Annotated in this window: 28 protein-coding genes; 8 read left to right on the top strand and 20 right to left on the bottom strand. The window is 72.2% G+C overall.

Translation table 11 applies throughout. The features are described from left to right. Positions 1-310: 310 nt before the first annotated feature. The 3 genes from BUQ68_RS21990 to BUQ68_RS21980 are packed head-to-tail and all read right to left on the bottom strand — an operon-like array spanning position 311 to position 2,366. A complete protein-coding gene (locus BUQ68_RS21990; protein WP_083656815.1) occupies positions 311-856 on the bottom strand; it encodes an NlpC/P60 family protein in 546 nt (181 codons plus the stop codon). Beyond that, positions 853-1,737, bottom strand: coding sequence for a DUF2163 domain-containing protein (locus BUQ68_RS21985; protein ID WP_075218183.1), 885 nt, complete (start codon positions 1,735-1,737; stop codon positions 853-855). The genes BUQ68_RS21990 and BUQ68_RS21985 overlap by 4 nt, the downstream gene beginning before the upstream one ends. Beyond that, positions 1,734-2,366, bottom strand: coding sequence for a DUF2460 domain-containing protein (locus BUQ68_RS21980; RefSeq protein ID WP_095407407.1), 633 nt, complete (start codon positions 2,364-2,366; stop codon positions 1,734-1,736). Before BUQ68_RS21980 ends, BUQ68_RS21985 begins: the two co-directional genes overlap by 4 nt. Before the next feature lie 273 nt (positions 2,367-2,639). Here BUQ68_RS21980 and BUQ68_RS21975 point away from each other — a divergent pair, with 273 nt between their 5' ends. Continuing rightward, positions 2,640-2,894: an HP1242/YdcH family protein gene (locus BUQ68_RS21975; RefSeq protein WP_075218181.1), complete on the top strand. Its 255-nt coding sequence runs from the start codon at positions 2,640-2,642 to the stop codon at positions 2,892-2,894. A 25-nt stretch (positions 2,895-2,919) separates the two neighbouring features. Here the strand turns inward: BUQ68_RS21975 and BUQ68_RS21970 are convergent, their stop codons facing one another. From BUQ68_RS21970 to BUQ68_RS21920, 11 genes are all read right to left on the bottom strand, one after another. Beyond that, positions 2,920-3,507 carry a phage tail tape measure protein gene (locus tag BUQ68_RS21970; protein WP_075218180.1) on the bottom strand — a complete coding sequence of 196 codons (588 nt, stop codon included), beginning with the start codon at positions 3,505-3,507 and terminating at the stop codon, positions 2,920-2,922. Between the two features lie 25 nt (positions 3,508-3,532). Beyond that, a complete protein-coding gene (locus BUQ68_RS21965; RefSeq protein ID WP_075218179.1) occupies positions 3,533-3,685 on the bottom strand; it encodes a phage tail assembly chaperone in 153 nt (50 codons plus the stop codon). Continuing rightward, positions 3,679-4,128: a gene transfer agent family protein gene (locus BUQ68_RS21960; protein WP_075218178.1), complete on the bottom strand. Its 450-nt coding sequence runs from the start codon at positions 4,126-4,128 to the stop codon at positions 3,679-3,681. The genes BUQ68_RS21965 and BUQ68_RS21960 overlap by 7 nt, the downstream gene beginning before the upstream one ends. A gap of 4 nt (positions 4,129-4,132) precedes the next feature. Then, positions 4,133-4,546 (bottom strand): phage major tail protein, TP901-1 family, encoded by a 414-nt coding sequence (locus BUQ68_RS21955; protein ID WP_075218177.1) that lies wholly within the window; start codon positions 4,544-4,546, stop codon positions 4,133-4,135. A 67-nt stretch (positions 4,547-4,613) separates the two neighbouring features. Beyond that, a complete protein-coding gene (locus BUQ68_RS21950; RefSeq protein WP_075218176.1) occupies positions 4,614-5,024 on the bottom strand; it encodes a DUF3168 domain-containing protein in 411 nt (136 codons plus the stop codon). After that, a complete protein-coding gene (locus tag BUQ68_RS21945) occupies positions 5,021-5,590 on the bottom strand; it encodes a head-tail connector protein (protein ID WP_075218175.1) in 570 nt (189 codons plus the stop codon). The genes BUQ68_RS21950 and BUQ68_RS21945 overlap by 4 nt, the downstream gene beginning before the upstream one ends. 147 nt (positions 5,591-5,737) lie before the next feature. Further along, a complete protein-coding gene (locus BUQ68_RS21940) occupies positions 5,738-6,997 on the bottom strand; it encodes a phage major capsid protein (RefSeq protein ID WP_075218174.1) in 1,260 nt (419 codons plus the stop codon). A gap of 77 nt (positions 6,998-7,074) precedes the next feature. Next, the gene (locus tag BUQ68_RS21935; RefSeq protein ID WP_075218173.1) at positions 7,075-7,611 is read right to left on the bottom strand and encodes an HK97 family phage prohead protease; all 537 of its coding nucleotides are present in this window, start codon (positions 7,609-7,611) and stop codon (positions 7,075-7,077) included. Further along, a complete protein-coding gene (locus BUQ68_RS23135; RefSeq protein ID WP_139315302.1) occupies positions 7,608-7,850 on the bottom strand; it encodes a hypothetical protein in 243 nt (80 codons plus the stop codon). The genes BUQ68_RS21935 and BUQ68_RS23135 overlap by 4 nt, the downstream gene beginning before the upstream one ends. 228 nt (positions 7,851-8,078) lie before the next feature. Then, complete coding sequence (locus tag BUQ68_RS21925) at positions 8,079-8,264, bottom strand: hypothetical protein (protein WP_425349568.1); 186 nt, start codon at positions 8,262-8,264, stop codon at positions 8,079-8,081. Continuing rightward, positions 8,261-9,472 carry a phage portal protein gene (locus tag BUQ68_RS21920; RefSeq protein ID WP_075218170.1) on the bottom strand — a complete coding sequence of 404 codons (1,212 nt, stop codon included), beginning with the start codon at positions 9,470-9,472 and terminating at the stop codon, positions 8,261-8,263. Before BUQ68_RS21920 ends, BUQ68_RS21925 begins: the two co-directional genes overlap by 4 nt. A 199-nt stretch (positions 9,473-9,671) precedes the next feature. On the opposite strand from BUQ68_RS21920, the gene BUQ68_RS21915 reads away from it, so the two are divergent. Further along, positions 9,672-10,379 carry a helix-turn-helix transcriptional regulator gene (locus BUQ68_RS21915; RefSeq protein ID WP_075218169.1) on the top strand — a complete coding sequence of 236 codons (708 nt, stop codon included), beginning with the start codon at positions 9,672-9,674 and terminating at the stop codon, positions 10,377-10,379. A 225-nt stretch (positions 10,380-10,604) separates the two neighbouring features. Here BUQ68_RS21915 and BUQ68_RS21910 read toward each other — a convergent pair whose 3' ends face one another. The 4 genes from BUQ68_RS21910 to BUQ68_RS21895 all read right to left on the bottom strand — a co-directional run bounded on the left by BUQ68_RS21910 (position 10,605) and on the right by BUQ68_RS21895 (position 17,720). Then, positions 10,605-11,591 (bottom strand): aldo/keto reductase, encoded by a 987-nt coding sequence (locus BUQ68_RS21910; RefSeq protein ID WP_075218168.1) that lies wholly within the window; start codon positions 11,589-11,591, stop codon positions 10,605-10,607. A 206-nt stretch (positions 11,592-11,797) separates the two neighbouring features. Beyond that, a complete protein-coding gene (locus BUQ68_RS21905) occupies positions 11,798-13,105 on the bottom strand; it encodes a DNA-packaging protein (RefSeq protein WP_425349567.1) in 1,308 nt (435 codons plus the stop codon). Between the two features lie 685 nt (positions 13,106-13,790). Further along, complete coding sequence (locus tag BUQ68_RS21900) at positions 13,791-14,024, bottom strand: hypothetical protein (RefSeq protein WP_075218167.1); 234 nt, start codon at positions 14,022-14,024, stop codon at positions 13,791-13,793. A 3,195-nt stretch (positions 14,025-17,219) separates the two neighbouring features. Continuing rightward, on the bottom strand, positions 17,220-17,720 hold the full coding sequence (locus BUQ68_RS21895) for a YcgN family cysteine cluster protein (RefSeq protein WP_075218166.1): 501 nt from the start codon (positions 17,718-17,720) through the stop codon (positions 17,220-17,222). Between the two features lie 101 nt (positions 17,721-17,821). Here BUQ68_RS21895 and BUQ68_RS21890 point away from each other — a divergent pair, with 101 nt between their 5' ends. The 3 genes from BUQ68_RS21890 to BUQ68_RS21880 all read left to right on the top strand — a co-directional run bounded on the left by BUQ68_RS21890 (position 17,822) and on the right by BUQ68_RS21880 (position 21,661). Further along, positions 17,822-20,170, top strand: a complete 2,349-nt coding sequence (locus tag BUQ68_RS21890; protein ID WP_425349566.1) for a transglycosylase domain-containing protein — start codon at positions 17,822-17,824, stop codon at positions 20,168-20,170. A 259-nt stretch (positions 20,171-20,429) separates the two neighbouring features. Then, positions 20,430-21,017, top strand: a complete 588-nt coding sequence (locus tag BUQ68_RS21885) for a DUF1214 domain-containing protein (RefSeq protein WP_075218164.1) — start codon at positions 20,430-20,432, stop codon at positions 21,015-21,017. Beyond that, a complete protein-coding gene (locus BUQ68_RS21880; RefSeq protein WP_075218163.1) occupies positions 21,014-21,661 on the top strand; it encodes a hypothetical protein in 648 nt (215 codons plus the stop codon). Before BUQ68_RS21885 ends, BUQ68_RS21880 begins: the two co-directional genes overlap by 4 nt. 22 nt (positions 21,662-21,683) lie before the next feature. On the opposite strand, the gene BUQ68_RS21875 is transcribed toward BUQ68_RS21880, so the two are convergent. Beyond that, positions 21,684-22,490 carry a hypothetical protein gene (locus tag BUQ68_RS21875; protein ID WP_139315301.1) on the bottom strand — a complete coding sequence of 269 codons (807 nt, stop codon included), beginning with the start codon at positions 22,488-22,490 and terminating at the stop codon, positions 21,684-21,686. Positions 22,491-22,731: 241 nt separating this feature from the next. On the opposite strand from BUQ68_RS21875, the gene BUQ68_RS21870 reads away from it, so the two are divergent. After that, positions 22,732-23,520: a hypothetical protein gene (locus BUQ68_RS21870; protein ID WP_139315300.1), complete on the top strand. Its 789-nt coding sequence runs from the start codon at positions 22,732-22,734 to the stop codon at positions 23,518-23,520. Between the two features lie 97 nt (positions 23,521-23,617). Continuing rightward, positions 23,618-24,604, top strand: coding sequence for a non-homologous end-joining DNA ligase (gene ligD, locus BUQ68_RS21865; RefSeq protein ID WP_083656808.1), 987 nt, complete (start codon positions 23,618-23,620; stop codon positions 24,602-24,604). A 78-nt stretch (positions 24,605-24,682) separates the two neighbouring features. On the opposite strand, the gene BUQ68_RS21860 is transcribed toward ligD, so the two are convergent. Then, positions 24,683-25,168 carry a YidH family protein gene (locus BUQ68_RS21860; protein WP_083656807.1) on the bottom strand — a complete coding sequence of 162 codons (486 nt, stop codon included), beginning with the start codon at positions 25,166-25,168 and terminating at the stop codon, positions 24,683-24,685. A gap of 254 nt (positions 25,169-25,422) precedes the next feature. Here BUQ68_RS21860 and BUQ68_RS21855 point away from each other — a divergent pair, with 254 nt between their 5' ends. Beyond that, positions 25,423-25,698, top strand: a complete 276-nt coding sequence (locus BUQ68_RS21855) for a hypothetical protein (protein WP_075218159.1) — start codon at positions 25,423-25,425, stop codon at positions 25,696-25,698. Positions 25,699-25,830: the final 132 nt, after the last annotated feature.

Raw genomic sequence — 25,830 nt, 5'->3', positions numbered from 1 at the left:
AAGGCAGCCGCACCCGCCCCGCCAGCCAAATTTCACCGTTGGCTGGATCCCGGCTTCCGCCGGGATCACGGCGTCGAGGGCCAGGCGTGGCCGCAGGCCCAGCGCGGTTTCCCCGGCATCAGACCGCGCACCCCGCCTCCACACCCTCCCCCATCGTCATGGTCCGCGCAGGCGGACCACCCACGCTTTCACCGGGCCGCTCATCGCACCCGGTCACGCACCGGAATGCGTGGCTGGTCCGGATGAACCGGACCATGACGAGGAAGGGGCGCGTCCATCGAACAGCGCGCGACCGCCTGCCCCCACCCCCCTACCCCTCCACCCCCGGAAACCCGAACCCGTGGCTCACCCGTGCCCGCCACCACGCCCCCAAATGCCCCTCGCTCACCGCCGCGCCCTCGTGCGCGTGCACGAAGCGGTCGGGCGCGATCAGGATGGCGGCGTGCTTGGCCGGGGTTGTGGAGCGCCAACGGAAGAGAAGCACGTCGCCCGGCCGCGCCGTCGCCGGGTCGATCGGCACCAGGTGGCGCGCCGCCGCGAGCGCCAGGGCCTCGCCGCCGCCGGCCTCCGCCCAGTCGGGGCTGTAGCCCGGCGGCGTCTCCGGCTCCGGGCCGATCAGCGCGCGCCACACCCCGCGCACCAGCCCCAGGCAGTCGCAGCCGACGCCCATCAGCGAGGCCTGGTGCCGATAGGGCGTGCCGATCCAGCGCCGCGCCTCCGCCACCACCGCCGCCCGCGTCACGGGCGCCACCGCACCACCCGCGTCATCCGCCGCCCCACCGCCCGCGCCACCCACCACCAGAACGGCCTCACCCTCGGCAGCCCCGGCCACCCCATTCCACTTGCTCGTCGTCATCGGCTCACCGCGCCTCCGTCGTTGTCGCCGTCCGGCCGGGCGTAGCCGAGCGCGAAGTCGTTGCCGGGCATGTGGGGAAAACCCCGGAAGTTGAGCGCGTTGGCGTAGCGGTCGCGGCAGGTGGCGAAGCGCTTGTCGCACCCCGCCGTCAGCTCCAGCGCCGTCCCGGCGGCCGGCAGCCCCGGCAGCGCCGGCCAGAGCGCCAGCCAGACGCCCGCCGCGCCCGCCCCGTGCGCCGCCACCGTCGCCGTCCGCCCGGCAAGCGGCCCGCCGGTCAGCCGCAGGGTGCCGCCGTCGAAGTGCCCCGCCGGACGGTCGTCCACGCCGGCCACCCGCAGCCGCGAAGGCCCGTCCGTCGCCGCCACCGTGGCGGCCACCCGCATGCCGGCGAGCGCCACCCCGCAGCGCGCGTCGCCGAAGGTGGCGTCGCAGGTTCGCCCGTAGAGCCGGCCGGACGGCTGGTCGAGCGCGTGGGCCGGCCCGCGCACCTCCGCCCGAAAGGCGCCGTCCCGGCGCACCACCTCGCCGATGGTGCCGGCGCGCAGCAGCATGGTTTCGGCCGGCGCCGCCCAGTTGACGAGATGCACCTCCACGCGCGCCCCGTCGAAGAGCCCGGCGGCAAGATCCTCGTCGCGGATCCGGTCGGAGGTCAGCGCCCCGCTCACCTCCTCGTCGCCGACCGCGAACCCGGCGTGCTGCGTCGCCGCCGAGCGGTCGAAGCCCGACGCGGGCTCGCACGTCACCCCCGAAACGACGAGCGGCCGGTCGTGGTCGGTGAAGCCCAGCACCGTTGCGTCCGCCCGACGCACGATCCAGGCGGTGCAGAGCGTCGTCGCGGTGCCGCCGAGATGCGCCGCAAGCCCGGCCGGCAGCGTCCTCATGGCAGCACCTCGATGAGCGGAATGTGCGGAATGTCGCCGGCGAGGAAGCCGGAGAGGTTCACCGTCAGGGCGTCCGTGTCGAAGCGCACCGGCACGTCGAACAGGAAGCCCGCCGTCACCGCCGCGCCGGCGGCCGGCGTGTCGGCGGGCGCGAAGGTCACCGTCCCGGCGGCCGCGTCCACCGTGGCGGACCGGGCGGCGCCGTTCACCGCCACCAGCACCGATCCGGCCACCGGCTTGGCGATTCGTCGGCGATAGGGCGCGAAGGCCGCGCCATAGGTTTTCGCCAGTTCGAAGGTGCGCGTCACGCCGTCGCCGGTGCCGATCGGCTGGTCGGTGCGCGCCGGGGTCGCCGACGGGGCGCACGACTTGAAGTCCGCCCGATCCCGAAACCGGAAGCCATGCAGACGCCCGCGGCGCTCCTCGAAGAAGGCGATCACCGCCGCAAGGTCGTCGAGCGAGGCGACGCCCGATCCGGCGTCGTAGCGGCGGCGGCTGTCGGCCCAGCGGGCGTTGCGCACCTCCCGGCCGGAGGCGAGCACCACGATCTCGGTGCGCCGCTCCGGCCCGCCGGCGGCGCCGAGCGCCACCGACAGCGGAAAGCTCACCTCGTGAAAGGCGGATGGGATCGCCATCAAGGTCTCCTCGGGCGTCGATCGGGAAGGGGTCCGGCAGCGGCCGGGCGAAAGGCCCGCTAGAGCGCTTTCCGACCTGACGGAATCGTCAGGTCGACAAGAAATCGCTCCAGATTCAATGACCTGGAGCATTCTCTCTTCGATCAAGTCGTGCAACTTGATCAGAGAATGCTCTAGGGGCGCGGCGCGCTCTTGATCCACCTCAAGGCGCACGGAACCGCTGACCGCTAGGGATGGGTCACATCAAGCATTAAAGGGAGGTCGACGATGCCCCATACCCCGCACGAACTCGGCGCGGAATTTCCGGACGACCACGCCGTCATGCACGCGCTGAAGGTCTCCAGCCCGCATTTCGCGCATCTGGCGGACACCTACCACGACGTCAACCGCCACATTCACCGCATCGAATCGCTGATCGAGCCGGCCAGCGACGAGACGCTGACCGAGTTGAAGCGCCAGCGCCTCGCGCTGAAGGACGAGATTGCGGCTCTCATCGCCGCCGACAAACGCGCCGTGGCTTAACCCCCCTCCTCGTTGGGCCATGTCGCTATAGCCCGCGCCGTCCCCGTCCGACGGCGCGGGCTAGCATCGCCGAGAGCTGCGCCTCGGAGCGCCGGAAGCTCTCCGCGTCCGCCGTCGTCACGTTGACGACCACCTGGACGCCGCCGCCCTCGCCCCGCACGCCGAGCCGTCCGTCCGCCCCGCGCGCCAGCGGCATCACGGCCTCCGCGCCGGCCTCGCCGGCCAGCCCCGTCCCGCCGCCGGGCAGCGGGAAATAGCCCGGCGCCGCCACCACGCCGCCGCGCGCGAACGGCGTCACCCGCCCGCCCTTCGCTGCCCCCGTCACCGCCCCCACCACCGACCCGGTCAGTGCCGACACCGCGCCGCCGAGCACGTCGCCGAGCGCCTTGTCGAGCGGCTGGAAGGCGCGCGCCAGCATCCGGTCGGAGAAGCGCTGCGCCAGCCCCTTCAGCACCCCGTCGAGCGCCTTGCCGTCCAGCACCGCCTGGCGGAGCGACCGGCTCATCGTCTCCCCGAACCTGGCCGAGGCCGCCTCCAGGTCGCCCATCAGCGCGGCCGTCTTCGCCGCCGCGTCGTTGAACCCAGCCAGCGGCCGGTCGCCGTCGTTCGCCATCCCGCCCTCCCGTCGATACCTATCCTCACGCCGCCCCGTCCGGGTAGCGCGCCATCAGTGCCGCGAGATCCGCCCGCGACGGCCCGCCGCCCCGGCCCGCCGGCCGCACGCCCCGCACCGCCGCCGCCAGATCGCGCGGCGTCATCGCCCAGAAGGCGTCCGGCGAAAGCCTCAACACGCCGAGGCCGAAGGCGAGGGCGTCGTCCCAGGGAAAGGGCGCGCCCCCTCCGCCTCCCCGCCCGCGCCGGCAACGGCGTCTCCGCCGCCCGAAACCGCCCCGCCCGCGCCGGGCCCGGCGCTTCCGGCGCCCTCGCCCGCCCCGAACGTCGCCGCCAGCAGCCGCACCACCGCGTCCGCGTAGGCCGGGGCGCCGCCGTCGATGGCCATGGCGGCCACCTCCCGGTCGGTCACCGCCTCGCCGGCGCCGCGCAGCCCGGCGGCGAGCACCACCACCGCGTCGCGCGCCTTCAGCCGGCCGTCGCCGAAGCGGCGGGCGAGGTCCAGCATGTCGTCGGCGGCGAACGCCGCCTCCAGGTCGGCGAGCGCGCCGAGCGTCAGCCTGAGCCGCCGCTCGCGCCCGCCGATCTCCACCGTGATGTCGCCCCGGTGCCGGTTGGTCATCGCCTCACCCCGCCGTGAAGGTCAGCGCGCCGGCCGATTCCAGCGCGATCTCGTAGGTCACCTCGCCGTCGTGGGTGCCGGCGTATTCCAGCGCGACCAGTTGGAACGCCCCCGCGATGGTGCCGAAGTCCGGCACCACCACCTGCCAGGTGCGCAGCAGCCCGTCGAAGAACACCTGCCGCACGGTGGCGTCCGCTGCCACGTCGCGGAACACCCCCGCCCCGGCGATGGAGGCCCGGCGCACGCCGCCGCCCTCGATCAGCTCGCGCCAGCGGCCCGGGCTGTCGGCGTCCGTCACGTCCACCATGCCGGCCGAGAGCGAGAGGCGACGGGCCCGAAGGCCCGCCACCGTCGCGAAACTGCCGGACCCGCTCTGGTCCAGCCTGAGAAGAAGATCCCGTCCACGCTGCGCCGCCATGCCGTCCTCCGCTCAAGCCGACCGTCGCCTTGGCCGGCGTCCATCCACCGCCGCCCGGCGATCCCGGTCAGGCGTCCACCATCAGGTCCAGGCTCACCCGCGCCCGCCAGGTGCGGTCGGCGGTCCCGCGCGCCACCGTGGCGGCGCGCAGGCGCTTCAGCACCAGCGTGCCGGCCGCAAGCGGGAGCGGCGCCGTCTCCAGCACGGCCGCCGCCCGGTCGATCACCGCCAGCGCCTCGGCCCGGCCGGTCTCCCCGCCCACCGCCTCCAGGGCGAGGTCCAGCCGCGCGCCGTCCCCGTCGCCGTGGCCGAAGTCGGCCACGCGCGCCTCGGCGAGCATCAGGAAGGGCGTCAGGCGGGTCTTCGGCTGGCCGCCGTGGATCCGCCCGCCGGTGAGCGCCCGCAGCGTCCCGTCGGCGGCAAGGGCGGCCAGCACGGCCGCCTCCACCGCGGCGAGGATCGCCGTCTGGCGGGTCATGCGACCAGCCGGCGCGGCCGGAACGCCTCGGTCAGCCGCGCCACCTCGTCCGGCAGGTCGGGCGTGCCGCTGTCGTCGCCGCGCCGGTCGTACCAGCGGGCGGCGAGCAGCAGCACCGCCTGGCGGAGCGGCGGCGGCACGGTGTCCTCGGTCAGGCCGTAGCCGACCACCGCGTCCACCTCCACGCCGGCCATCGACCGGCCCGGCTGCGGCACCGAATCGGCGAACTGCAGCCGCGCCGGCTCGGAGGTCGCGTCCACCTGATAGGCCGAGGCCGGCACCACCGTGGCGACCCCGGACGCCGAAAACGTGCGCACCGCGATCACGCTCTGCACCGGAAACATGGGCAACTCCAGCCGCCCGTCCGGCGGAATGGCGTCGAAGTACGCACGCCAGCTCTGGGTGATGAGATAGCGGTGGGCAAGGCGCTCCACGGTCGCCCGTGCCGCCACCGTCAGGGCCACGAGGCCGATGTCCTCGTCGGTTCCGGTCACCCGCACATGGGCCTTCAGATCGGCGAGACTCACCGGTTCGATCGCCGGCGCCGCCAGCAGACTCACGCTCATCGGTCTGTCCTTCATGTCGATGGTTGAACACTGCATGCCATGCGTCGATCGGGTCCGGCCGCGCGATCGGCCGCCGGCCCCTCCCCCGCCTTGCAAGGCGGGCGCCGGATCGGTCGGCGGGCGGGCGCGGCGGGCGGACGCCCGCCGTCAGGCCGTCCCGAAACGCAGGAGCTTGATGGCGTCGAAATCCTGCACGCCGCCGCCGACCCGCCTGGTCACGTAGAAGAGCACATACGGCTTGGCCGAATAGGGGTCGCGCAGTACCCGGGTGCCGATCCGGTCCACCACCACATAGCCGCGCCGGAAGTCGCCGAACGCCACCGGGAAGGTGTTGCTGCCGATCTCGTTCATGTCCTCGGCCTCCACCACCGGGAAGCCCATCAGGGTCGCCCGGCCGTCGGCGGTGGCGGGCGGCTGCCAGAGGTAGGTGCCCGTGCTGTCGCGGAACTTCCGGATCGCCGCCTGGGTCTTGCGGGTCATCACGAACGAGCCGTTCTGCCGGTAGCCCGCCTTCAGCGCGTAGACGAGGTCCACGAGGATGTCCGACGGGTTGGCCGCCGGCCAGCCGCCCGCCACGCCGGTCACCAGGTAGCCGATGTTTCCCCAGGTCCAGGCCGTCTCCAGCACCTTGCCCGTCGACAGGAAGCCGCGCGGCTTGTTGATGCCGTCGCCCGCCACGAAGGCATTGCCCTCCTGTTGGGCGAAGGCGATCTCCACCTCCTCGGCCAGCCACTGGTCGATGTCGACCGCGCTGTCGTCGAGCAGCGTCTGCGTCGCCGACGGCATGGCGTAGAGCTCCATGGCCGGAAAGCTCAGCTCCGCCAGCGTCGGCGAATTGGTCTGCGGCCGCGCCGCCTCCTCGCCCACCCAGCCGACCGCCGGGCCGCCGGTGCGGAACGGCTTGCGGTAGGTGCCGCTCGAGATCGTCCGCACCGCCGCGATGGAGCGGATCGGCGACACCACCGTCAGCCGCCGGCCGATCTCCGCGTCGAGGTCCGGCGCCACCGTGAAGCCGCCGTCCGGCCCGGAGCCGACCGACATGGCCTTGCCCTCCAGGGCGCGCAGGCGCGCCTCCTGGCCGGTGCGCACATAGCTGTCGAACGCCGCCCGGTACTCCAGGTCGACGACGGCGCCCCGCCCGCCCGCACCACGCATGGGCGCTCCCAGCGGCGGCCGATCCGCCTTCAGGGCCAGCCGGTCCAGCACCGCCTTCTGCCGGTCCATGGCGGCGTCGATGCGGGCCAGCTTCTCCTCCGTCAGCACGTCCTCGGACCGCCGCTCCAGGTCGCCGAGCCGGCGGTCGTTCGTCTCCTTGAAGGCCTCGAACGAGCGCAGGAACTCGCCGAAGGCCGCGTTGATGTCATCGGTGCCCTTCACCTCGGGCTCCACGCGCATGGGATCCGTCATGGGTCTCTCCTGTCCGTCGGCCGGTCGCTCCGGCCGGTCCTGAAGGGGGAAGTCGTCGCTCGCCGCCGCTGGAGCGCTCAGCCGGCGGCGAGGGTGCGGGCCGCCGCCCGAAGGCGGTTGGCCGTGTCGTCGTTGGCGCGCTGGAGCCCGGCCGGCGGGGCGATGCGGGCGTCCGGCAGCATGGGGAAGGTCACCACCGAGATTTCCCAGAGGTCCACCTCCGCCACCCGCCGCACGCTGCCCTTGGCGTCGGTGCGGGCCCGCACCGTGCGAAAGCCGATGGAAAGGCCGTCGAGAATCCCGGTCTCGATCAGCGCGAACACGTCGCGCCCCTTGGCGGTGTCGGTCAGAATCTGGCCGGTCACCGCCAGGCCCCGCTCGGTCTCGCGGATGTCCAGCCAGCGGCCGATCGGCTGCGCCGGATCGTGCTGGTAGAGAAGCTTCACCGCCGCGACGCCGCGCCGGGCCAGAGTCGCCGAAAAGGCGCCCGGCATCATCATGTCGCCGGTGAGATCGGTCACGCCGAAGAGGCTCGCATACCCCCGGAAGATGCCCCGCACGGGGTCGGACCGCGTCGCGTCCACCGCGTCCGCGCGGCTCGCCACCGCCGTCATCGGCCGTCTCCCCCGCCGGCGAGCCGCACCTTCGGCCCGCCCGTCCGGCCGGCGGCGAGCCGCCGCTCCAACCCGTCCGCGAAGGCGCGGAACACCGCCCCCGCGTCCCCCGCCTCGCCCCGCCCGGCCCGCGCCGGCCGAAGCCCCGCGAGCGCCCGAAGCGCGCCCCCCAGCGCCGCCGCTCGCGCCCCGCCGGCCGTCGGCCCGCTCGCCCGTTTCCTGGTCGCCTCACTGTCCATGCCGCCCTCCGCGCCGCGGCCCTCCGGGATGAAGCGCGCAAGCAAAACCGCCCGCGCCGCCCATCAGGCCGCCGGTTGAAATCAGGTCATCGAGGATGGGATGCCGCCCGCCCCCCACGGGTGCTGGGCCGCTTAATGCATTCGATTAAGTCTATGCAAAAGACCGTGTCGGCCGAATCCCTTGCGGCCCGGCCTTCACCCCCCGCGTGAATCCCCGCGCCGCCCCCGTCACGGCTCGTCGCGACCGCGCAGTCGTTCGTTCAGCCGCGCCACCTCCGCCACGAAGGCGTCGAACCGGCGGAGCTGAGCGAACAGCTCCCGCACGGCGAGAAGAAGCAGCGCGCTCGCCCCCGACGCCCACAGGAAGAGCGCCAGATGGGCAAGGTCGCCGCGCTCGGCGAAGACGCGCGTCACGTCCAAGACCGCGCCTCCCGCCGATCGGTCGGGTCGCCCTCGTCCCCGCTGTCCGGCCCATACCCCGCCGCCACGCGCTTCTCGTCCCGGCTGAGGAAGTCCGCCGCCGCGAGCCGGGCGAACAGCGCGTCCCGCTCCCCGGCGAGCGCCGGCACCTGGTCGAGGTCGAGCGCGAAGGCGAGCCGCCTGTCCCCCGGCCGCGCCTCCCCGCCCGCCAGGAGCCAGCGGCCGAACGCCTCCGCCACCCGGGTGGCGAGCGGGATCACCGTCTGCCGCCAGAAGGCCCGGTTGGCCTCCTGGTAGTTGGCGTAGGTCGCATCGCCCGGAATGCCGAGCAGCATGGGCGGCACGCCGAATACCAGCGCCAGTTCCCGCGCCGCCGCGTTCCGCGCCTCCAGGAAATCCATGTCCTTCGGCGTCAGCGCCATCGGCTTCCAGTCGAGCCCACCTTCCAGAAGCAGCGGCCGGCCGGCGTTGCGGGCGCCCTGGTAGCCCTCCACCAGCTCCCGCTGCAGCCGCTCGAACTGGTCGTCGGTCAGCCCCCCCGCGCCGCCGTAGACGAGCGCGCCGGAGGGCCGTGCCGCGTTGTCCAGCAGCGCCTTGTTCCAAGCCGTCGCCGCGTTGTGCACGTCGAGGCTCGCGGCGGCCGCCTCCATGGGCGCGGCCCCGTAGTGGTCGTCGAGCGGATGGAACAGCGACAGGTGCATCACCGGCGCCGGTCCGTGCTCGGCGCTTGCCGGAAGCCGCAGCGTGCGCCCGTTGACCGCGTAGTCGAAGGCCGCCGGCCAGCCGTCCGGCCCCGGCACCACGCGCATCCGGTCGGGCCGCAGCACGTGCAGTTCGCGCGGGCTGCCGTCCACCGACACCGCCTCCACATAGGCGTTGCCGGCGATCATCAGATGCCCCACCACCGCCTCCAAGAGCGCCGCCCGCCCGTCGCGCGGGTTCGGCCGCGCCAGGAGATCCAGCGCCGGGTGCCGGTCCACCTCGGCCAGCCCGTCCATCAGCACCCACGGCACGGCCGCCACGCTCTCGGCGACCATGCGCACCGCCCGGTGCACGAACGGGTTCTTGAGGAACCCCTCGCGCCCGTAGGCCCCGTAGTCGCGCGGCGTCCACACCGGCCGGCCGCCCGCCTGCAGCGCCACCAGCACCCCCGTCCGCGACGCCTTCGTCCCCGTCACGGCCGCCACGCCGGGCGCCGCCACCGGACCGGGATCCGGCCCCTCTCGATCCCGCCCATCCTCGGGCCCCGGCCCGCCCCACCGCCACCAGCGTCGTGCCATCGCGTCGTCCTCCCAGCCGGTTGTCCAAAGGCGCGCCCATAACGGCCCCCATGCCCTTGCGTCCGGGCCGGCATCTGGCATGATGGCCGCCCACAAGGGAACGAATCCGGAACCTTGAGCCATGTCCCGCGCCGAACGACTCCTCGCGCTCGTCCAGGCGCTCCGCCGCCGCCGCCGCCCCGTGTCGGGCGCGGACCTGGCCGAGGAGCTTCAGGTGTCGCTGCGCACCATCTACCGGGACGTGCAGGCCCTGGTGGCCCAGGGCGCCCCCATCGAGGGCGAGGCTGGCGTCGGCTTCGTGCTGAAGCCCGGCTTCCTCTTGCCGCCGCTCATGTTCACCGACGACGAGCTGGAGGCGCTCGTGCTCGGCGCCCAGATGGCGTCGAGCCGGGCCGACGCGCGGCTCGCCCGCGCCGCCACCGACGCCCTCGCCAAGATCGCCGCCGTGCTGCCCCGCGACCTCGCCGACCGCATGGAGGAGAACGGCCTCCTGGTCGCCATGAGCCGGCCCGAGATCGCCGACACGGTGGACCTCGCCCTGTTGCGGACCGCCATCCGCAACGAGACCAAGCTCCGCTTCACCTATGTGAACGAGCAGGGCGTGCGCACCACCCGCACCGTCTGGCCGGTGGCGCTCGCCTTCTACGACCGGGTGCGCGTGCTCACCGCCTGGTGCGAGCTGCGCGGCGCCTACCGCCACTTCCGCGCCGACCGCATCACCGAAGCCACCGACCTCACCGAGCGCTACCCCCGCCGCCGCCGCGTCCTCCTCAAGGAATGGCGCGACCTCGACACCCCCCTCCCCGAACGCCCCCGCCTGACGGCGTGAGGCGATCGTCTACCTCAACGCCGACGGCCAGTTCGACGGTATCGCCGAGCTCCTCGGCGGCTTCCAGCTCGGCCCCGAGGTGACGCTTCCCGGCGACAGGGGCGCCTTCATCCACATCCGCGACACCGAGGGCAGTCGCGTCGGCTTTCACGCGGTCCGCTGAAACGGCAACGGGGCGGCTCCGCCGTCCCGCCCATCGTGTATCCAATGGCCGCGCCCCTCACCTCACCACCTGTGGTGCACGTGCGGGGCGATCAGCCGGTCGTAGATCTCGCGCGCCGCGCCCATCGTCTCGGCCGAGAGCGGCGCCACGTCCGCCGCCTCGGCGTTCGCCCGCGCCTGGGCGGCGTTCCGCGCGCCCGGAATGACCACCGTCACCGCTTCCGCGGCGAGGATCCACTTCAGCGCGAAGGCCGCCATGGGCGTGCCCACCGGCACCAGCCGGCGCACCTCGTCCACCGCTTGCAGCCCCACCTCGAACGGCACGCCCGCGAAGGTCTCGCCCACGTCGAACGCCTCCCCGTGCCGGTTGAACGCCCGGTGGTCGTCGCGCGCGAAGGCCGTCTCGGCGGTGATCTTGCCGGAGAGGAGCCCGCTCGCCAGCGGCACCCGGGCGATCACCGCCACGTTCCGCCGCCGCGTCTCCTGAAAGAACAGATCCGCCGGCCGCTGGCGGAACAGGTTGTAGATGATCTGCACGCTGGCGACGCCCGGATACTCGATCGCCTTCAGCCCCTCCTCCACCTTCTCCACGCTCACCCCGTAGTGGCGGATCTTGCCGGCCGCCGTCAGGGCGTCGAGCGCGGCGAACACCTCCGGCCGGTAGTAGACGGCCGTCGGCGGGCAGTGGAGCTGCAGGAGATCCAGCGTCTCCACCTTCAGGTTCGTCAGCGAGCGCTCCACGAACCCGGTCAGCGCCGCGGCCGTATAGCCCTCCGCCACGTGCGGGCTCAGGCGCCGCCCAGCCTTGGTGGCCACCATCGGCCGGTCGCCGCCCCGCCGGGCGAGCACCTCCGCCACGATCGTCTCCGACCGGCCGTCGCCATAGACGTCCGCCGTGTCGACGAACGTCATGCCGGCGTCGAGCGCGGCCTCCAGCGCCGCCGTGCCCTCGGCGGCCGGCACGTCGCCCCACGAGCCGCCGATCTGCCAGGCCCCGAAGCCGACCTCCGACACGGTGAAGCCGGTGCGGCCGAACGGACGATACTGCATGATGCTTCCTTCGCTCATAGTGCGCGCGGGGACGGCCCGACCGGCCGACACCCGTTCGGGCTTGCCCGCACCCATCCGGTCCCGACAGGCCGGGACCGGGCGGGCTTGGTGAGCAACCCCGGACGACAGGCCCGCTCCATAGCCCCGCCCGCCGCCCTTCCGCAATCCGCCGCCGACGCAAACGGTTCCGCCGGCCCGCCCGTCCCTCACAGCCCCCGCACCCGCGGCGCGCCGCACGGCTGCAGCACCAGCGCGGTGATCGCCCAGACGAGCGCGTCCAGCCGGTCCGGCGAGCGCCCGCCGGAGAGCCCGTCGAGGCCGAAGTCGGCCATCTCGTCCTCCAGCTCGGGAAACATCCCCGCGTGCCGCACCCGGCCCTGCGCGTAGAGCGCCGCCACCGGTTCGGCCCGCACCCACTTGCCGCGCGTCGCGTGCACCATCTCCACCGCCACCCGGCCGTCCACCTGGGCGATCACGGCGGCCACCATGTCGCCGCCCTGGTTGGCCTCGGCCACCAGCCGGTCCGCCCCCTCCGCGTGGTAGAGCGCCACCGCCCGCCGCGCCCAGGTCTCCGGCCGGGCGCCCCGGCAGGTGGCGTCGGCGATCACCACCGCCCGCCCGTCCCCGTCGAGGCCCGCCGCCACGATCCCGCAGGCGTCCGACGTGCGGCGCGATCCGGCCGGCGGGTCCACCGCCACCACCACGCGCCGGAGCGCCGGCCGGCCGGTGAGGCGCACCGCCTCGATCTCGGCCCGCGTCCAGAGCGCGTCCGCCCGCTCCTCGATCATCTCGCCGTCCAGCTCCTGCCGGCCGAGCCGGGTGCCCGCATAGCGCCCCACCACGGCGGAAAGAAACGCCGGCGCCAGATGGGCGGCGTTGTCCGCCGTCCGCGCCCGCGTCACCGCCGTGCCCCGGTCCGCCAGCAGCCGGCGCATCAGCGGCACCGCCCGCGGCGTGGTCGTCACCACCTGGCGCGGCCGCGCACCGAGGCGCAGGCCGAACTGCAGCATGTCGAAGGTGGCGTCCGCGTGCCGCCACTTGGCGATCTCGTCGCCCCAGGCGGCGGCGAACTGCGGCCCGCGCAGGCTGTCCGGATCCTCCGCCGAAAACACCTCCGCCACCGCGCCGTTCGGCCATTCCAGCCGCCGCCGGCTCGGCAGCCACACCGGCCGGGCGTCGTCCTGGTGCACCGAGAGGAGGCCCGAAACCCCCTCCACCATCACGTCCCGCGCCGCCGCCAGCGTCTCGCCGACGAGCGCCACGCGGCCCGCCGCGCCGCCGGCCGGCCCCACGGCCCAGGCCTCACCCAGCACCATGGCGCGCACCCATTCGGCGCCCGTCCGCGTCTTCCCCGCCCCGCGCCCGCCCATCACCAGCCAGGTCGTCCAGTCCCCCGCCGGCGGCAGCTGGTCCAGGCGCGCCCAGAGCGGCCAGTCCGCCAGAAGCTCCTCGATCTGCCGCGCGCTGAAGGCCGGCAGCAGCCGCTCCACCGGCGTCCCGCTGTCGGCCGCGATCCGGGACAAGCGCCGCAATGCGATCCGCAAGCGCACGGTGGAGCGCCGCACGTCGCGCCGCCCCGTCGTCGTCCGCCCGCCCCCCGCCAGCCCCTTCCGCTCCGCCGCCGCGACCGGCCGCCGCGCCGTGGCCCGCCGCCCCGCCACCGGACGCCCCGCCGCCCCCCACCCCGTCGTCCGCCCCGTCGCGATCATACGGCCGGCCCCCGTCCGGCCCACCGCCGTCCGGCCCGCCCCCGCCACGCCCGACCGTCCGGCGCTCCCGCGCCCTCTTGCCGCCGCGCACAGCTTCGCCTGTCCCGTCCGATCGCTCACGGGCCGCCCTTTCCTGCTGTTCAAGGTCGATGATCTTGCCGAGCGTCCCGGCCAGCGCCGTCAACAGCCGCGCCTCCGCCTCGCCGGAGGCCTCGCCCGCGTCCACCCGCGCCTCCAGGTCGGCCACCATGCGGCCGGCGATCCGCATCAGGCTGTCGACCAGCCCGCGCGTCTGCGCCTCCACGCGCCGCCGCCCCGCCCGCCGCGGCACCCATCCGCGCCGCCGCGCATGCGCTTGCAGCGTCACCCGGTGCACGCCCATCCGCGCGGCGACCACCTCCACGGTCTCGCCCCCGGCCTCATAGGCCGCCCGCGCCGCCGCCCAATCGATGGTCCGCGGCGCGCCGTCGCTCATCTGGAGATGTCCCGTTCAAAGGAGCCCGAGCACCCGCGCCGCGATGTCCGCGATCACGACCGCCGCCCCCAGCCCACCGACGTAAAGAACCCACGACGCCGTCCGCGTCAGGAACTGCACGATCCCGAGCACCACGATGGTCGGCGGGATCGTCATCATGGGCGCCAGACCGGCGTCCGGCCCGAACGCCAGAAGCGCCCCATAGACCCCCAGCACCCACCCCGCCACCACCGTCGCCAACGTCCGCATCACCCAGCCCCCACCCGCCGAAGCACCGCCTTCGTCATGGTCCGCGCAGGCGGACCACCCACGCATTTCCGGCGCAAGCTCGCCCCCACCGGAATGCGAGGCTGGTCCGGATGAACCGGACCATGACGATGTGGAGCACACAACACAGGTAGCCGACCCGCCACCACCAAGCCCCCCGCCGCCCGCCTCCCCAGGTCGTCACCCGCCCCGATCGTCATGGTCCGCGCAGGCGGACCACCCACGCTTTTTCATCGGGCAGCAGCGCATGGCGGAATGCGTGGCTGGTCCGGATGAACCGGACCATGACGAGGTCGAGCACACAACACAGGTGGCGAACCCGCCACCACCAAGCTCCCGCCGCCCGCCTCCCCAGATCGTCACCCCGGCGAAAGCCGGGGCCCAACCGTCCCGTCCATCATCCGCCCCATTCCCTCGCTCCCTCCGTCGGCTGGATCCCGGCTTTCGCCGGAATGACGTCGAGTGCGATGAACCGCCGCCGCGACCTTCGGCACCCAGGAGCGCCTCCGCCACCGGACGAACGCCCCGCCACCGGGCACGCACCCCGACACCCCCACCCGCCCCGATCGTCATGGTCCGCGCAGGCGGACCACCCACGCTTTTTCGTCGGGCAGCGGCGCATGGCGGAATGCGTGGCTGGTCCGGATGAACCGGACCATGACGATGTGGTGCAAGGTGCGACTGTCCGGATGAACCGGACCATGACGATGTGGAGCACACAACACAGGTAGCCGACCCGCCACCACCAAGCCCCCCGCCGCCCGCCTCCCCAGGTCGTCACCCGCCCCGATCGTCATGGTCCGCGCAGGCGGACCACCCACGCTTTTTCATCGGGCAGCAGCGCATGGCGGAATGCGTGGCTGGTCCGGATGAACCGGACCATGACGAGGTCGAGCACACAACACAGGTGGCGAACCCGCCACCACCAAGCTCCCGCCGCCCGCCTCCCCAGATCGTCACCCCGGCGAAAGCCGGGGCCCAACCGTCCCGTCCATCATCCGCCCCATTCCCTCGCTCCCTCCGTCGGCTGGATCCCGGCTTTCGCCGGAATGACGTCGAGTGCGATGAACCGCCGCCGCGACCTTCGGCACCCAGGAGCGCCTCCGCCACCGGACGAACGCCCCGCCACCGGGCACGCACCCCGACACCCCCACCCGCCCCGATCGTCATGGTCCGCGCAGGCGGACCACCCACGCTTTTTCGTCGGGCAGCGGCGCATGCGGAATGCGTGGCTGGTCCGGATGAACCGGGCCATGACGATGTGGTGCAAGGTGCGATGGCGGCGCGGGCCCGGCAACCCGGCACGCAACCCCATCCCTGCGCATCACCCAGTGGCGAACCCGCCACCACCAAGCTCCCGCCGCCCGCCTCCCCATATCGTCACCCGCCCCGATCGTCATGGTCCGCGCAGGCGGACCACCCACGCTTTTTCGTCGGGCAGCGGCGCATGGCGGAATGCGTGGCTGGTCCGGATGAACCGGACCATGACGATGTGGTGCAAGGTGCGACTGCGGCGCGGGCCCGGCAACCCGGCACGCAACCCCATCCCTGCGCATCACCCAGTGGCGAACCCGCTACCACCAAGCTCCCGCTGCCCCTCTCCCCAGGTCGTCACCCCGGCGAAAGCCGGGGCCCAACCGTCCCTTCAGTCATCCGCAGTCCGGATGAACCGGACCATGACGAGGTCGAGCACACAACACAGGTGGCGAACCCGCCACCACCAAGCTCCCGCCGCCCGCCTCCCCAGATCGTCACCCCGGCGAAAGCCGGGGCCCAACCGTCCCGTCCATCATCCGCCCCATTCCCTCGCTCCCTCCGTCGGCTGGATCCCGGCTTTCGCCGGGATGACGTCGAGGGTGATGAACCGCCGCGCGTTCGCCGGGATGACGTCGAGGGTGATGAACCGCCGCGCATTCGCCGGAATGACGTCGAGTGCGATGAACCGCCGCCGCGACCTTCGGCACCCAGGAGCGCCTCCGCCACCGGACGGACACCCCGCCACCGGGCACGCGGGCACCCAGGAGCGCCTCCGCCACCGGACGAACGCCCCGCCACCGGGCACGCACCCCGACACCCCCACCCGCCCCGATCGTCATGGTCCGCGCAGGCGGACCACCCACGCTTTTTCGTCGGGCAGCGGCGCATGCGGAATGCGTGGCTGGTCCGGATGAACCGGGCCATGACGATGTGGTGCAAGGTGCGATGGCGGCGCGGGCCCGGCAACCCGGCACGCAACCCCATCCCTGCGCATCACCCAGTGGCGAACCCGCCACCACCAAGCTCCCGCCGCCCGCCTCCCCATATCGTCACCCGCCCCGATCGTCATGGTCCGCGCAGGCGGACCACCCACGCTTTTTCGTCGGGCAGCGGCGCATGGCGGAATGCGTGGCTGGTCCGGATGAACCGGACCATGACGATGTGGTGCAAGGTGCGACTGCGGCGCGGGCCCGGCAACCCGGCACGCAACCCCATCCCTGCGCATCACCCAGTGGCGAACCCGCTACCACCAAGCTCCCGCTGCCCCTCTCCCCAGGTCGTCACCCCGGCGAAAGCCGGGGCCCAACCGTCCCTTCAGTCATCCGCACCATTCCCTCGCTCCCTCCGTCGGCTGGATCCCGGCTTTCGCCGGGATGACGTCGAGGGTGATGAACCGCCGCGCGTTCGCCGGGATGACGTCGAGGGTGATGAACCGCCGCGCATTCGCCGGAATGACGTCGAGTGCGATGAACCGCCGCCGCGACCTTCGGCACCCAGGAGCGCCTCCGCCACCGGACGGACACCCCGCCACCGGGCACGCGCCCCGACACCCCCACCCGCCCCGATCGTCATGGTCAGCGCAGGCGGACCACCCACGCTTTTTCGTCGGGCAGCGGCGCATGCGAAATGTGTGGCTGGTCCGGATAAGCCGGACCATGACGATGGAGGCGGATGGGGGTGTTGAGGGTGCGAGCGCGGCGGTGGAGGTGCGTGCGCGGTTGCAGTGCTCGCAACGCCATCCCACCCTCCTCGACCGCGTTATGGTCCGGTTCATCCGGACCACCCACGCATTCCCCACCACACCCCTCAACACCACACCCCTCAACGAAAAAAGCGGCCCACCTCCCGGCGGCCGCTCACACTTTTCAGATCTTGCCTGAACCCTACCCAACCAGCGTTACGCTGTCAAGGACTATTTTCCTATCCCTCCCGCCGCCGGCGCTTTCGCTTGCGCGTGTCCGCGGGCACCCGCATGGGCCAGGAAACGATCCGCTCCTCCCAGCGTTCTAGGGGTACCTCGTCCTCCGGGACGGTGCGGCCGCGGACCGAGATGCCGGCCTCGTGCACCGTGTCGGGATCGCCGGAGACCAGCGGATGCCACCAGTAGAGGTCGCGGCCTTCCTCCACCAGGCGATAGGCGCAGGTCGGCGGCAGCCACGACAGGGTGCGCACCTCCTCCGGCGTCAGGCGGATGCAGTCCGGCACCGTGGCGCTGCGGTTGGGATAGTCGCGGCAGCGGCAGCTCTCCCCGTCGAGCAGCGTGCAGCCCACGTCCGTCCAGGCGATGGCGCCCGTGTCCTCGTCTTCCAGCTTGTTCAGGCAGCACCGGGCGCAGCCGTCGCAAAGGCTTTCCCACTCGGCGTTGCTCATCTCGTCGAGAGATTTCGCGATCCAGAACGGATCGGATTCATTTTTAGTCATTTGGTTAACCATCCGGCGCGCCGCGGCTTTGAACCGGCCCGTGGAACCGGATATTTTGGTATGTATGCCGAGAAGCGGTTTCCGTATCCGCCGACGAACGCTTGAGCCGTCCTGTGTCCGATTTCAAGTCGAAACACCGTCGCCCCCTTCGGCAGCGCCTCCTCGCCGTCGACGCCATGATCGACAGCGCCACCTGGTCGCTCGGCGCGCGGCTCGCCCGTGGCTGGAGCGCGGTGGTGGATCATGCCGGGCGACTGCGCGTGCGCGGTGCCCGCCGGGCGGTGGTCGAGGTCGCCTCCGAAGCCGCGACCCTCGGCGTGGCCGGCGCCGTGCTGATGCTCGCCTTCGCCGTGCCGGCCTTCCGCGCCACAGAGACGGACTGGCGCGCCCAGGGCGAATACGCGGTCACCTTCTTCGACAAGGACGGCGCGCTCATCGGCCGGCGCGGCATGTTCCTCGACGATTCGGTGCCGCTGGAGCTTCTGCCGCCGCACCTGTTGCAGGCGACCCTCGCCACCGAGGACCGGCGCTTCCACGAGCATTTCGGCATCGACGTGTTCGGCACCTTCCGCGCCCTCGTGACCAACGCCAAGGCCGGCGGCGTGGTGCAGGGCGGCTCGTCCATCACCCAGCAGCTCGCCAAGAATCTCTTCCTCACCAACGAGCGCACCATCGAGCGCAAGATCAAGGAAGCCTACCTGTCGCTCTGGCTGGAGGCGAACCTGACCAAGCAGGAGATCCTGAAGCTCTACCTCGACCGCGCCTACATGGGCGGCGGCACGCACGGGGTGGCGGCGGCGGCGGAGTTCTATTTCGGCAAGTCCGTCAAGGACCTGACCCTTGCCGAGAGCGCCATGCTGGCGGGTCTCTTCAAGGCGCCCACCAAGTACGCCCCACACGTGAACCTGCCGGCGGCGCGCGCCCGGGCCAACCAGGTGCTCACCAACATGGTGGCGGCGGGCTTTGCCACCGAAGGCCAGGTGGCCGCGGCCCGGCGCCATCCGGCCAGCGTGGTCGCCGGCACGCGCCAGCAGGCGCCCGACTGGTTCCTCGACTGGGCCTTCGAGGAGGTGAAGCGCATCGCCCCCACCGGCGACCGCACCATCATGGTGAAGACCACCCTCGATCCGGTCATCCAGAAGGCCGCCGACGAGGCGATCGAGACGAGTCTCCGCCAATACGGCCAGGACTACCGGGTCCGCCAGGGTTCCACCGTCGTCCAGGAACCGGCCGGCGCCGTCCGCGCCATGGTGGGCGGGCGCGACTATGGCGAGAGCCAGTTCAACCGCGCCGTCGGCGCGCTCCGTCAGCCCGGCTCGTCCTTCAAGCCCTTCGTCTACGCGGCCGCCTTCATGAACGGCTTCTCGGCCACCTCCGTGGTGGCCGACGCCCCGATCAGCATCGGCAACTGGAGCCCGCGCAACTATTCGCGCGGCTATGCCGGGGCGATCACCCTGAAGACCGCCCTGACGAAATCCATCAACACCGTGCCGGTCCGCCTCGCCCAGGCGATCGGCCGCGACAAGATCGTCGACCTTGCCCACAAGATGGGCATCACCACCGAGCTCAAGATCACCCGCGCCCTCCCCCTCGGGGTGGCCGAGGTGACGGCCCTCGACATGGCCGGCGGATATGCGGTGTTTGCAAACGGTGGCGTCAAGGCGACGCCCTTCGCGGTCACCGCCATCACCACCCGCGACGGCCGGGTGGTCTACGACCGGGTCCGCGACGAGCCGCCGCCGGAACAGGTGTTGTCCACCGATATCGCCCATCAGATGAATGATATCCTGGTCAACGTGGTGAATGCCGGCACCGGCGGACGGGCGAAACTCGACGGCCAGATGGCCGCCGGCAAGACCGGAACCACCCAGGCCTACCGCGACGCGTGGTTTGTAGGCTACACGGGCCACTACGTCGCCTCCGTCTGGTTCGGCAACGACGACTACACCTCCACCAACGACATGACCGGCGGCAGCCTGCCGGCGATGACCTGGAAGGCCATCATGACGACGGCCCACCAGGGCCTGCCGTTCCGCGCCATCCCGGGCGTCGCGGCGCCGGACGCGCCGGCGGCCGGCACCGCGCCCGTCGCCGAAGCGCCCGCCGAGGCCCCCGTCACCGCCGCGTCCCTGTCGCCGGACGCGCTGCGCATCGTCGGCGAGATCGGCGCCCTGATGCGCGGACGGATCGGCGCCGATCCGCTGCTGGCGCCCGGTCCGACCGCCACCACCACCCATTTCTCCACCTCGACGCCGGCCGCGGCCGGCATCCGCCCGGCCCGGCTGACGGAGGAGCGTGCCGCGGGCCTCGCGCCGATGACGCCGACCGGCGCCGTCGCGCCGCTCGCCGAGGTCCAGGCCGCGCCCGGCAGCCTCGCGCCGCGCGCCGCCGCACCGGCTGGCCTCGCGTTGGCGGCCGGCGAGGCCCTCTCCGTGCCGGCCACGCCCTGACCCGCGCGCCCGCCGAAGGCGCGCCGGCCAGTTTGCCAGCAAGTTCGCCAGCATGTCCGCCGCCAGGCTACATCAGGCGGGCTACAACCGGCTGCAAACCGTTTCAGTCGGCGACAAACCGCTACAGCTTGTGCCCCTTTGCGCCTCTCCGCGGCCAACGACGCCCATGCGCCGTCGGATCGCCTCCCGCCGTCTGCTGGTGTAGGGTCGGCCTACCGAACGCTCCCCGATTCTCCGCCTGCCGGTCCCGCATCCGCCCGTGTTCCTCGTCGTCCGTCTCCTGATCATCGCCGTCATCGGCGCCACGGCGGGGCTCGGGTCCGTCTGGCTCGCGCTGGAGAGCGGCGTGTTCGACACCGCCCCCCGGATCGGCCCCTGGCGGCTCCAGGCGGGCGGCGGCGGGCCGTCCGCAAACCCTTATGCCGTCGCGGAAAACGCCCGCGCGGGCCGGATCGGCCTCGGTCCGGCAGAGGGCATCGCCGTGGTGGCGGCGACCGATTCCGCCGGCAATCCGCTCGAGCCGATCTGCCACTACGCGGTTGAAGGCGCCATCCCGGCGGCCGAACTCTGGACCCTTTCGGTCACCGACGAGGCCGGCAACCTTCCCCGCAACCCGGCCGGCCGCACCGGTTTCACCAGCCGCGACGCCATCCGGACGGCGGACGGCAGCCTCGTCGTGATCGTCGGCCGAACCGCCCGCCCGGGCAACTTCGTGCCCACCGGCACCCTCGGCTCCGTCGTCCTCACCCTCCGCCTCTACGGCTCCGGCCTCGCCGCCCGCCTGCCCGGCCCCGACCGCCTGCCGGCGATCCGCCGGCTGGAGTGCGGCGGCGGGAGGGGCCGATGACCGGCGCCCTCGTCCGCAGCCTGATCGCCGGTCTTCTCATTGCCGGCATCGTCCACGTGGTGGCGGTGCTGATGATCCCGAAGGTGGCGCCGAACGACGCCACGGGCCGCGTCAGGTCGGTCGCAAATCTCGGAAATGTCACGCTGATTCCATCCGACGGCTCGGTCCTCACCGACCTCGACCCATACTTCCTCCACGCCGTCTGCCCGTTCGACACCGCCGGCGGGACGACCACGACCCTCACCGGCACCCTGCCGGACGAGGTCTGGACGCTGGCGGTCGTCTCCAGGGCCGGCGGCATGGTGGCGGGCTTCGAGCAGGACGCCGCGCCGGACGGCGTGGTCAGCCTCACCGTCGGCCTCGCCGACGCCGTGGAGCGCCTCCGTCTCGCCAGCGCCGCCGCCGCCTCCGGCTTCACCGTGGAGGCACCCGCCGGACCGGGCTTCATCCTCGTCCGGGTGGCCGCCGCCGACATCGAGAGCCGGCCCGCGACCCTGCGCGCCCTCGGCGGCCTCACCTGCGCGGCGACGGAGCGGCCGGCGAGCCTTGGCCCCGCCCCGCTCGCTCCCCTGCCGCCGATCAATCTGGAACCGACCGGCCAACTGCGCCCGGCCCTGCCGCTGCCGGTCCCCGCACCGCGTTGATTTCAAAGCTTTCTCGAGCCCGTCACTTCTGCAGCACGGGCTGGTCGAACGGATCCGGCCCGTCCATGATCCGCGAGCGGCGCGCCCCGTCGAGGTCCAGCCGGGCCAGTGCCGGCGCGTCCTCACACTGGGCTCCGGCCAGCAGCGCATAGGCCCGATTGGCCTCCCACACCATCGCCGAGGGCGCCTCCACCTCCAGCCGGTCGATCGCGTTCCGATAGGCGGCAAGCCGGTAGCCGAGCGCCCGCCAGACCCAGGCCATCGTCTCCGCGTTCTCGTCCACCCGGTCGAGCGCCTCCAGGGCCAGGGTCTCGTCCGGCGGCTGCAAGCGGTCCGCCGCCGCCAGCCGCTCCGCGTCGGACCGGCGGACCGTCTGGGCGATGGCGCAGAAGGGCGGCACCAGGAGCGCGTCGCCCTGGATGTCCTCGATCACCTTGTTCCAGCGTGCATTCTGAGACGCGTAGTCGGCGCCCCGCAGCCAGGTGTGGTACCGGCCGGGATCGAACCAATGGTCCAACGCCGGCAGGAAACCCACCCGCTGGCCCTCCACGATGGTCTCCAGCCACCACGCTCCCATGTGCGGCGGCCGCACGAAGGCCCAGGCGCGATTGCGCAATTCCTTCTCGTCCTCGGTGAGGTCGAACCCCGCATAGGTGCGCCAGAAGAGCGTCGTTTCCTTCACGGCGTCGACGGTACCGGGCAGCAGTTCGTCATGGACCACCGACGGACGCGCCCGGCCGAAGTCGCCGGTGGGGCGGCCGCAGGCGGCGCCGGCGAACGCCAGGGCGATGAGAGCGGCCGCGGCCCTGCCCTTCGGTCCCGTCCCCATGGCGGCCAGCGCCTCCCTCTCCGATCGGTCCCGAACCGTCATCGCATTCGGATCGATTCGGCAAGCACCGACACCGAACCGCCGCATCGGCCGGACAGGCTCCTTAACCAGGCAAAGACGACGCCGGCCGCGTCAAATCGACCGGGCTTGGCTTCCTGGAAAAGATGCAGCAAACTTAAACTCTGAATTGGAAAAGGCAGACACCCGCATGCAGAACGACGCCGTCCAACCCCGATCGGACATGAACTCGCACAGGCTGCGATCCGATCACGTCATTCTGCTCTTTCTCGTGGCCTGCAATCTCAGCCTGGTGATCGCCTATCTTCTGCCTTGGGCCATGTTCGGACGGATCTTTTTCGTCTTCGCCCTGGACCGGGAGGCCAACATCCCGGTCTGGTGGTCGTCGGCGCAACTGCTGCTCGCCGGCCTCTTCCTCGGTCTCGTGGCCCTGCGCACCCGCACGGTCGAGCCCTATTCCTGGGCGCTCGGCATCCTTGCCGGCATCCTCGTCTTCATGTCGGCGGAGGAGACCATCGGGCTGCACGAGCGCCTCGGCGCCTATGTGGCGCGCCGGCTGACGGGCGACCTGAACGCACCGGCGATCGAAACCGGCGTCTGGATCGTCGTGATCGGTGGCCCCGTCATCCTCGCCATGCTGGCCCTTCTCAACCGCCTCGGCGCCTTCCTCGGATCGGTGCCCGGCACCCGGCGCCATCTGGTCTACGGGTTCCTGGTCCTCCTGGTGGGCTCGACCGCCATGGAGGTGTTCGAACTCTTCTCCCCCATCACCACCCAGCAGGCTTTCCTCTTCCGCCATGCGCTCGAGGAGTTCCTGGAGATGACGGGCGGCAGCATTCTCCTCTGGGCGAGCCTGCTGTTCGCGCGCGAGCACTGGAGCACCCAGGCCGTCCGGACCCTCTTCTACCCCTCGTCCCTTTCGGAAAAGCGCGCCTACGATCGCATTCGTGCCTTCCAGGAGAGCGGTCAAGACCCTGACCCGGCCGCGACCCCGGTCGTCTCGCACCGCTGAAAGCAATGCGGACTCAAGGGGTTCCGTCGCTCCTGACGACAAGCATGGGCGGGGGCTTCAGGATTCCTGAAGCCGGGGCCACACGCATTCCGATTCAATGACTCACTTGCGACTCGCAATAGGGGAATCCCTCCCCAGATTCACGAGTCCCATGAGTCGCGTAACCGCTCTTCGGCGGTCGACGGAGCCTTCGTTCCCGGGCTTCATCGCTCCGCAACTTCCCACCCTGGTGGCCGAGCCGCCCGCGGGGGACGGTTGGATTCACGAGATCAAGCACGACGGCTATCGCACCGAACTGGTGATCACACCCGACGACGTGCGGGCCTACACGCGCAACGGTCATGATTGGACCGACCGCTACCCACGGATCGTCGACGCGGCCGCGGCGCTGTCCTGCGGGTCCGCGGTCATCGACGGCGAGGCGATCGTCCAGACCGAGCGCGGCGTGTCGGACTTCAAGGCGCTGCGGTCGGCTCTCGGCAGTCGGCGCGGCCGCATCGTCCTGTTCGCCTTCGACCTCTTGGAACTGGAGGGCGAGGATCTCCGGGACCGGCCCCTCGGCGAGCGGCGGGCGCTCTTGGCCGATCTCCTCGCCGGCCAGGATGCGACCTTCGGCATTCACTTCAGCCAAGCCTTCGACGGCTCCGGCGCGGATCTCTTCGCGGCGGCCGACCGGCTCGGCCTGGAAGGCGTCGTCTCCAAGCGCATCGACGGGCGCTATCGCAGCGGCCGTTCCGACCTCTGGCTGAAGGCCAAGTGCTTCGCCGTCTCCACTTTCGACCTGATCGGCGTGGAGACCACCCCGTCCGGCGGGCTCACGGCCCTCCTGGCGAACGAAGGCGAGCCCGGCGAACCGGCCCAGTTCGCCGGGCGCGCCGTGGTCTCGCTCGACGCGGCCGACGAGAGCCGTTTCAAGCGGGCCGTGGACCGGCTGGTCGCCCGCCGCCCGGTGAGCGGCCTGAAGCCGAGTACCCGCGCCCGCTGGGTGAAGCCGGGCCTCAAGGTCCGCGTGCGCTACCTTCGCGGCGAGGAGAGCCTGCGCCACGCCAGCCTGATCGGCCTGGAGGCCGAGACGCCCGGTTGAACATCCGCGCGGTGCCGGCCGGATTGGCCGCTTTTTTGTAATACAATTTTGAAGAGACAAGCCGGCAGAAGGGTTTGGCTATCCGGCGACCTCGCCGAACCAGAGGCCGAGGAGTGCCGCCAGGGCGACCAGCGTCAGAAATCCATTAGCGCCGATCAGCAGCGCCGACGGCAGCCGCCGGACATTCGGGTCCGGGTTGTCGACCTGCGGGAAGAGCTCGCGCCAGACCGCCACCACGAAGCAGAAGGCGCTGAAGAGCACCAGGAGCGATCCGGTCGCCGTCGTCATCCAGGACGGCACGACCCCCTCCAGCAGCGCCTTCGCGCCGATGCCGCTGGCGAGCGCCGCAAGGCCGGTCCGGATCCAGGCGGCGTAGGTGCGCTCGGCCGCCAGCACGGTCCGGTCGGCGGCAAGTTCCGTTCGCCTGTCCGCCGACCCCTTCATGGTTTCCGTGGCAGCCGTCATCTGCGTCGACGACCGCTCCACCGTCTCCGACGTATCGGCGAGCGTTTCGGCCGACCGATCCAGGTTGCGGACGGTGCGATCAGTGTCCGTGCCCGACATGGATGACCCCTCTCCTTCAGCCGCGACGCGCGGCGGCCCTCGGCCAACCGCTGCCGCAGGCAGGGGTTCCGCGCGCGCACGCCAAGGCGGCCGGAAGAGCGATTTCGTCAGGCCAGACGGCGCGTGTGACCCCGCTCACAGATCGAACGGCCGGGTGCCGGCATAGTCCATTCATCGGCGGACGGAACAAGCAACCCCGCCGAAACGGACCAGACAGAAACCTCAACCCACTCCAGACACAAAGGAATTGACCCATGGATCCCTGGCACCTCGCCTTCGGCACCGAAATGAACGTCGGCCAGAACAGCGCCTCCGTGAACGCCGGCAACGGCATCGGCAACCAGATCGACGGCTCGGTCGTCGCGGAAGCCAACCAGACGGTCGGCGATTTCGGCTTCGACTTCGGCTACGAGACCAACTCCGCCGACGTCTTCGCCGCCAACGGCCTCCTCAACGACGTGGACGGCGACATCGCGGCCATCGCCAACCAGACCGTCGGCGACGCCGACTTCCTCCCGATCCTCTTCTGATCGGCCCGGATCGGAGGCGGGACATCCCGCCTCCCCTCCGCCCCCCTCAAGCTGACCAGCCTCTTCTGCCTCCCCCCTGACCTGACCCGCCTCTCTCAACCCACGCCGGCCAACCCCCTCCCTCCGGCTTTT

Origin of the sequence: Mongoliimonas terrestris (assembly GCF_001927285.1) — a bacterium.
Lineage (GTDB): Bacteria > Pseudomonadota > Alphaproteobacteria > Rhizobiales > Pleomorphomonadaceae > Chthonobacter > Chthonobacter terrestris.
Note: the sequence above shows the minus strand (reverse complement) of the source record. Positions and strands in the feature narration are given on the sequence as shown.

Coding starts and splice junctions, on each gene's coding strand:
- ligD (WP_083656808.1), top strand. CDS start 23,618: ATGACTCACTTGCGACTCGCAATAGGGGAATCCCTCCCCAGATTCACG.
- BUQ68_RS21860 (WP_083656807.1), bottom strand. CDS start 25,168: ATGTCGGGCACGGACACTGATCGCACCGTCCGCAACCTGGATCGGTCG.
- BUQ68_RS21970 (WP_075218180.1), bottom strand. CDS start 3,507: ATGGCGAACGACGGCGACCGGCCGCTGGCTGGGTTCAACGACGCGGCG.
- BUQ68_RS21955 (WP_075218177.1), bottom strand. CDS start 4,546: ATGGCGGCGCAGCGTGGACGGGATCTTCTTCTCAGGCTGGACCAGAGC.
- BUQ68_RS21950 (WP_075218176.1), bottom strand. CDS start 5,024: ATGACCCGCCAGACGGCGATCCTCGCCGCGGTGGAGGCGGCCGTGCTG.
- BUQ68_RS23135 (WP_139315302.1), bottom strand. CDS start 7,850: ATGGACAGTGAGGCGACCAGGAAACGGGCGAGCGGGCCGACGGCCGGC.
- BUQ68_RS21940 (WP_075218174.1), bottom strand. CDS start 6,997: ATGACGGATCCCATGCGCGTGGAGCCCGAGGTGAAGGGCACCGATGAC.
- BUQ68_RS21960 (WP_075218178.1), bottom strand. CDS start 4,128: ATGACCAACCGGCACCGGGGCGACATCACGGTGGAGATCGGCGGGCGC.
- BUQ68_RS21985 (WP_075218183.1), bottom strand. CDS start 1,737: ATGAGGACGCTGCCGGCCGGGCTTGCGGCGCATCTCGGCGGCACCGCG.
- BUQ68_RS21900 (WP_075218167.1), bottom strand. CDS start 14,024: ATGCGGACGTTGGCGACGGTGGTGGCGGGGTGGGTGCTGGGGGTCTAT.
- BUQ68_RS21915 (WP_075218169.1), top strand. CDS start 9,672: ATGTCCCGCGCCGAACGACTCCTCGCGCTCGTCCAGGCGCTCCGCCGC.
- BUQ68_RS21910 (WP_075218168.1), bottom strand. CDS start 11,591: ATGCAGTATCGTCCGTTCGGCCGCACCGGCTTCACCGTGTCGGAGGTC.
- BUQ68_RS21945 (WP_075218175.1), bottom strand. CDS start 5,590: ATGAGCGTGAGTCTGCTGGCGGCGCCGGCGATCGAACCGGTGAGTCTC.
- BUQ68_RS21875 (WP_139315301.1), bottom strand. CDS start 22,490: ATGGGGACGGGACCGAAGGGCAGGGCCGCGGCCGCTCTCATCGCCCTG.
- BUQ68_RS21990 (WP_083656815.1), bottom strand. CDS start 856: ATGACGACGAGCAAGTGGAATGGGGTGGCCGGGGCTGCCGAGGGTGAG.
- BUQ68_RS21870 (WP_139315300.1), top strand. CDS start 22,732: ATGAACTCGCACAGGCTGCGATCCGATCACGTCATTCTGCTCTTTCTC.
- BUQ68_RS21935 (WP_075218173.1), bottom strand. CDS start 7,611: ATGACGGCGGTGGCGAGCCGCGCGGACGCGGTGGACGCGACGCGGTCC.
- BUQ68_RS21880 (WP_075218163.1), top strand. CDS start 21,014: ATGACCGGCGCCCTCGTCCGCAGCCTGATCGCCGGTCTTCTCATTGCC.
- BUQ68_RS21895 (WP_075218166.1), bottom strand. CDS start 17,720: ATGACTAAAAATGAATCCGATCCGTTCTGGATCGCGAAATCTCTCGAC.
- BUQ68_RS21975 (WP_075218181.1), top strand. CDS start 2,640: ATGCCCCATACCCCGCACGAACTCGGCGCGGAATTTCCGGACGACCAC.
- BUQ68_RS21855 (WP_075218159.1), top strand. CDS start 25,423: ATGGATCCCTGGCACCTCGCCTTCGGCACCGAAATGAACGTCGGCCAG.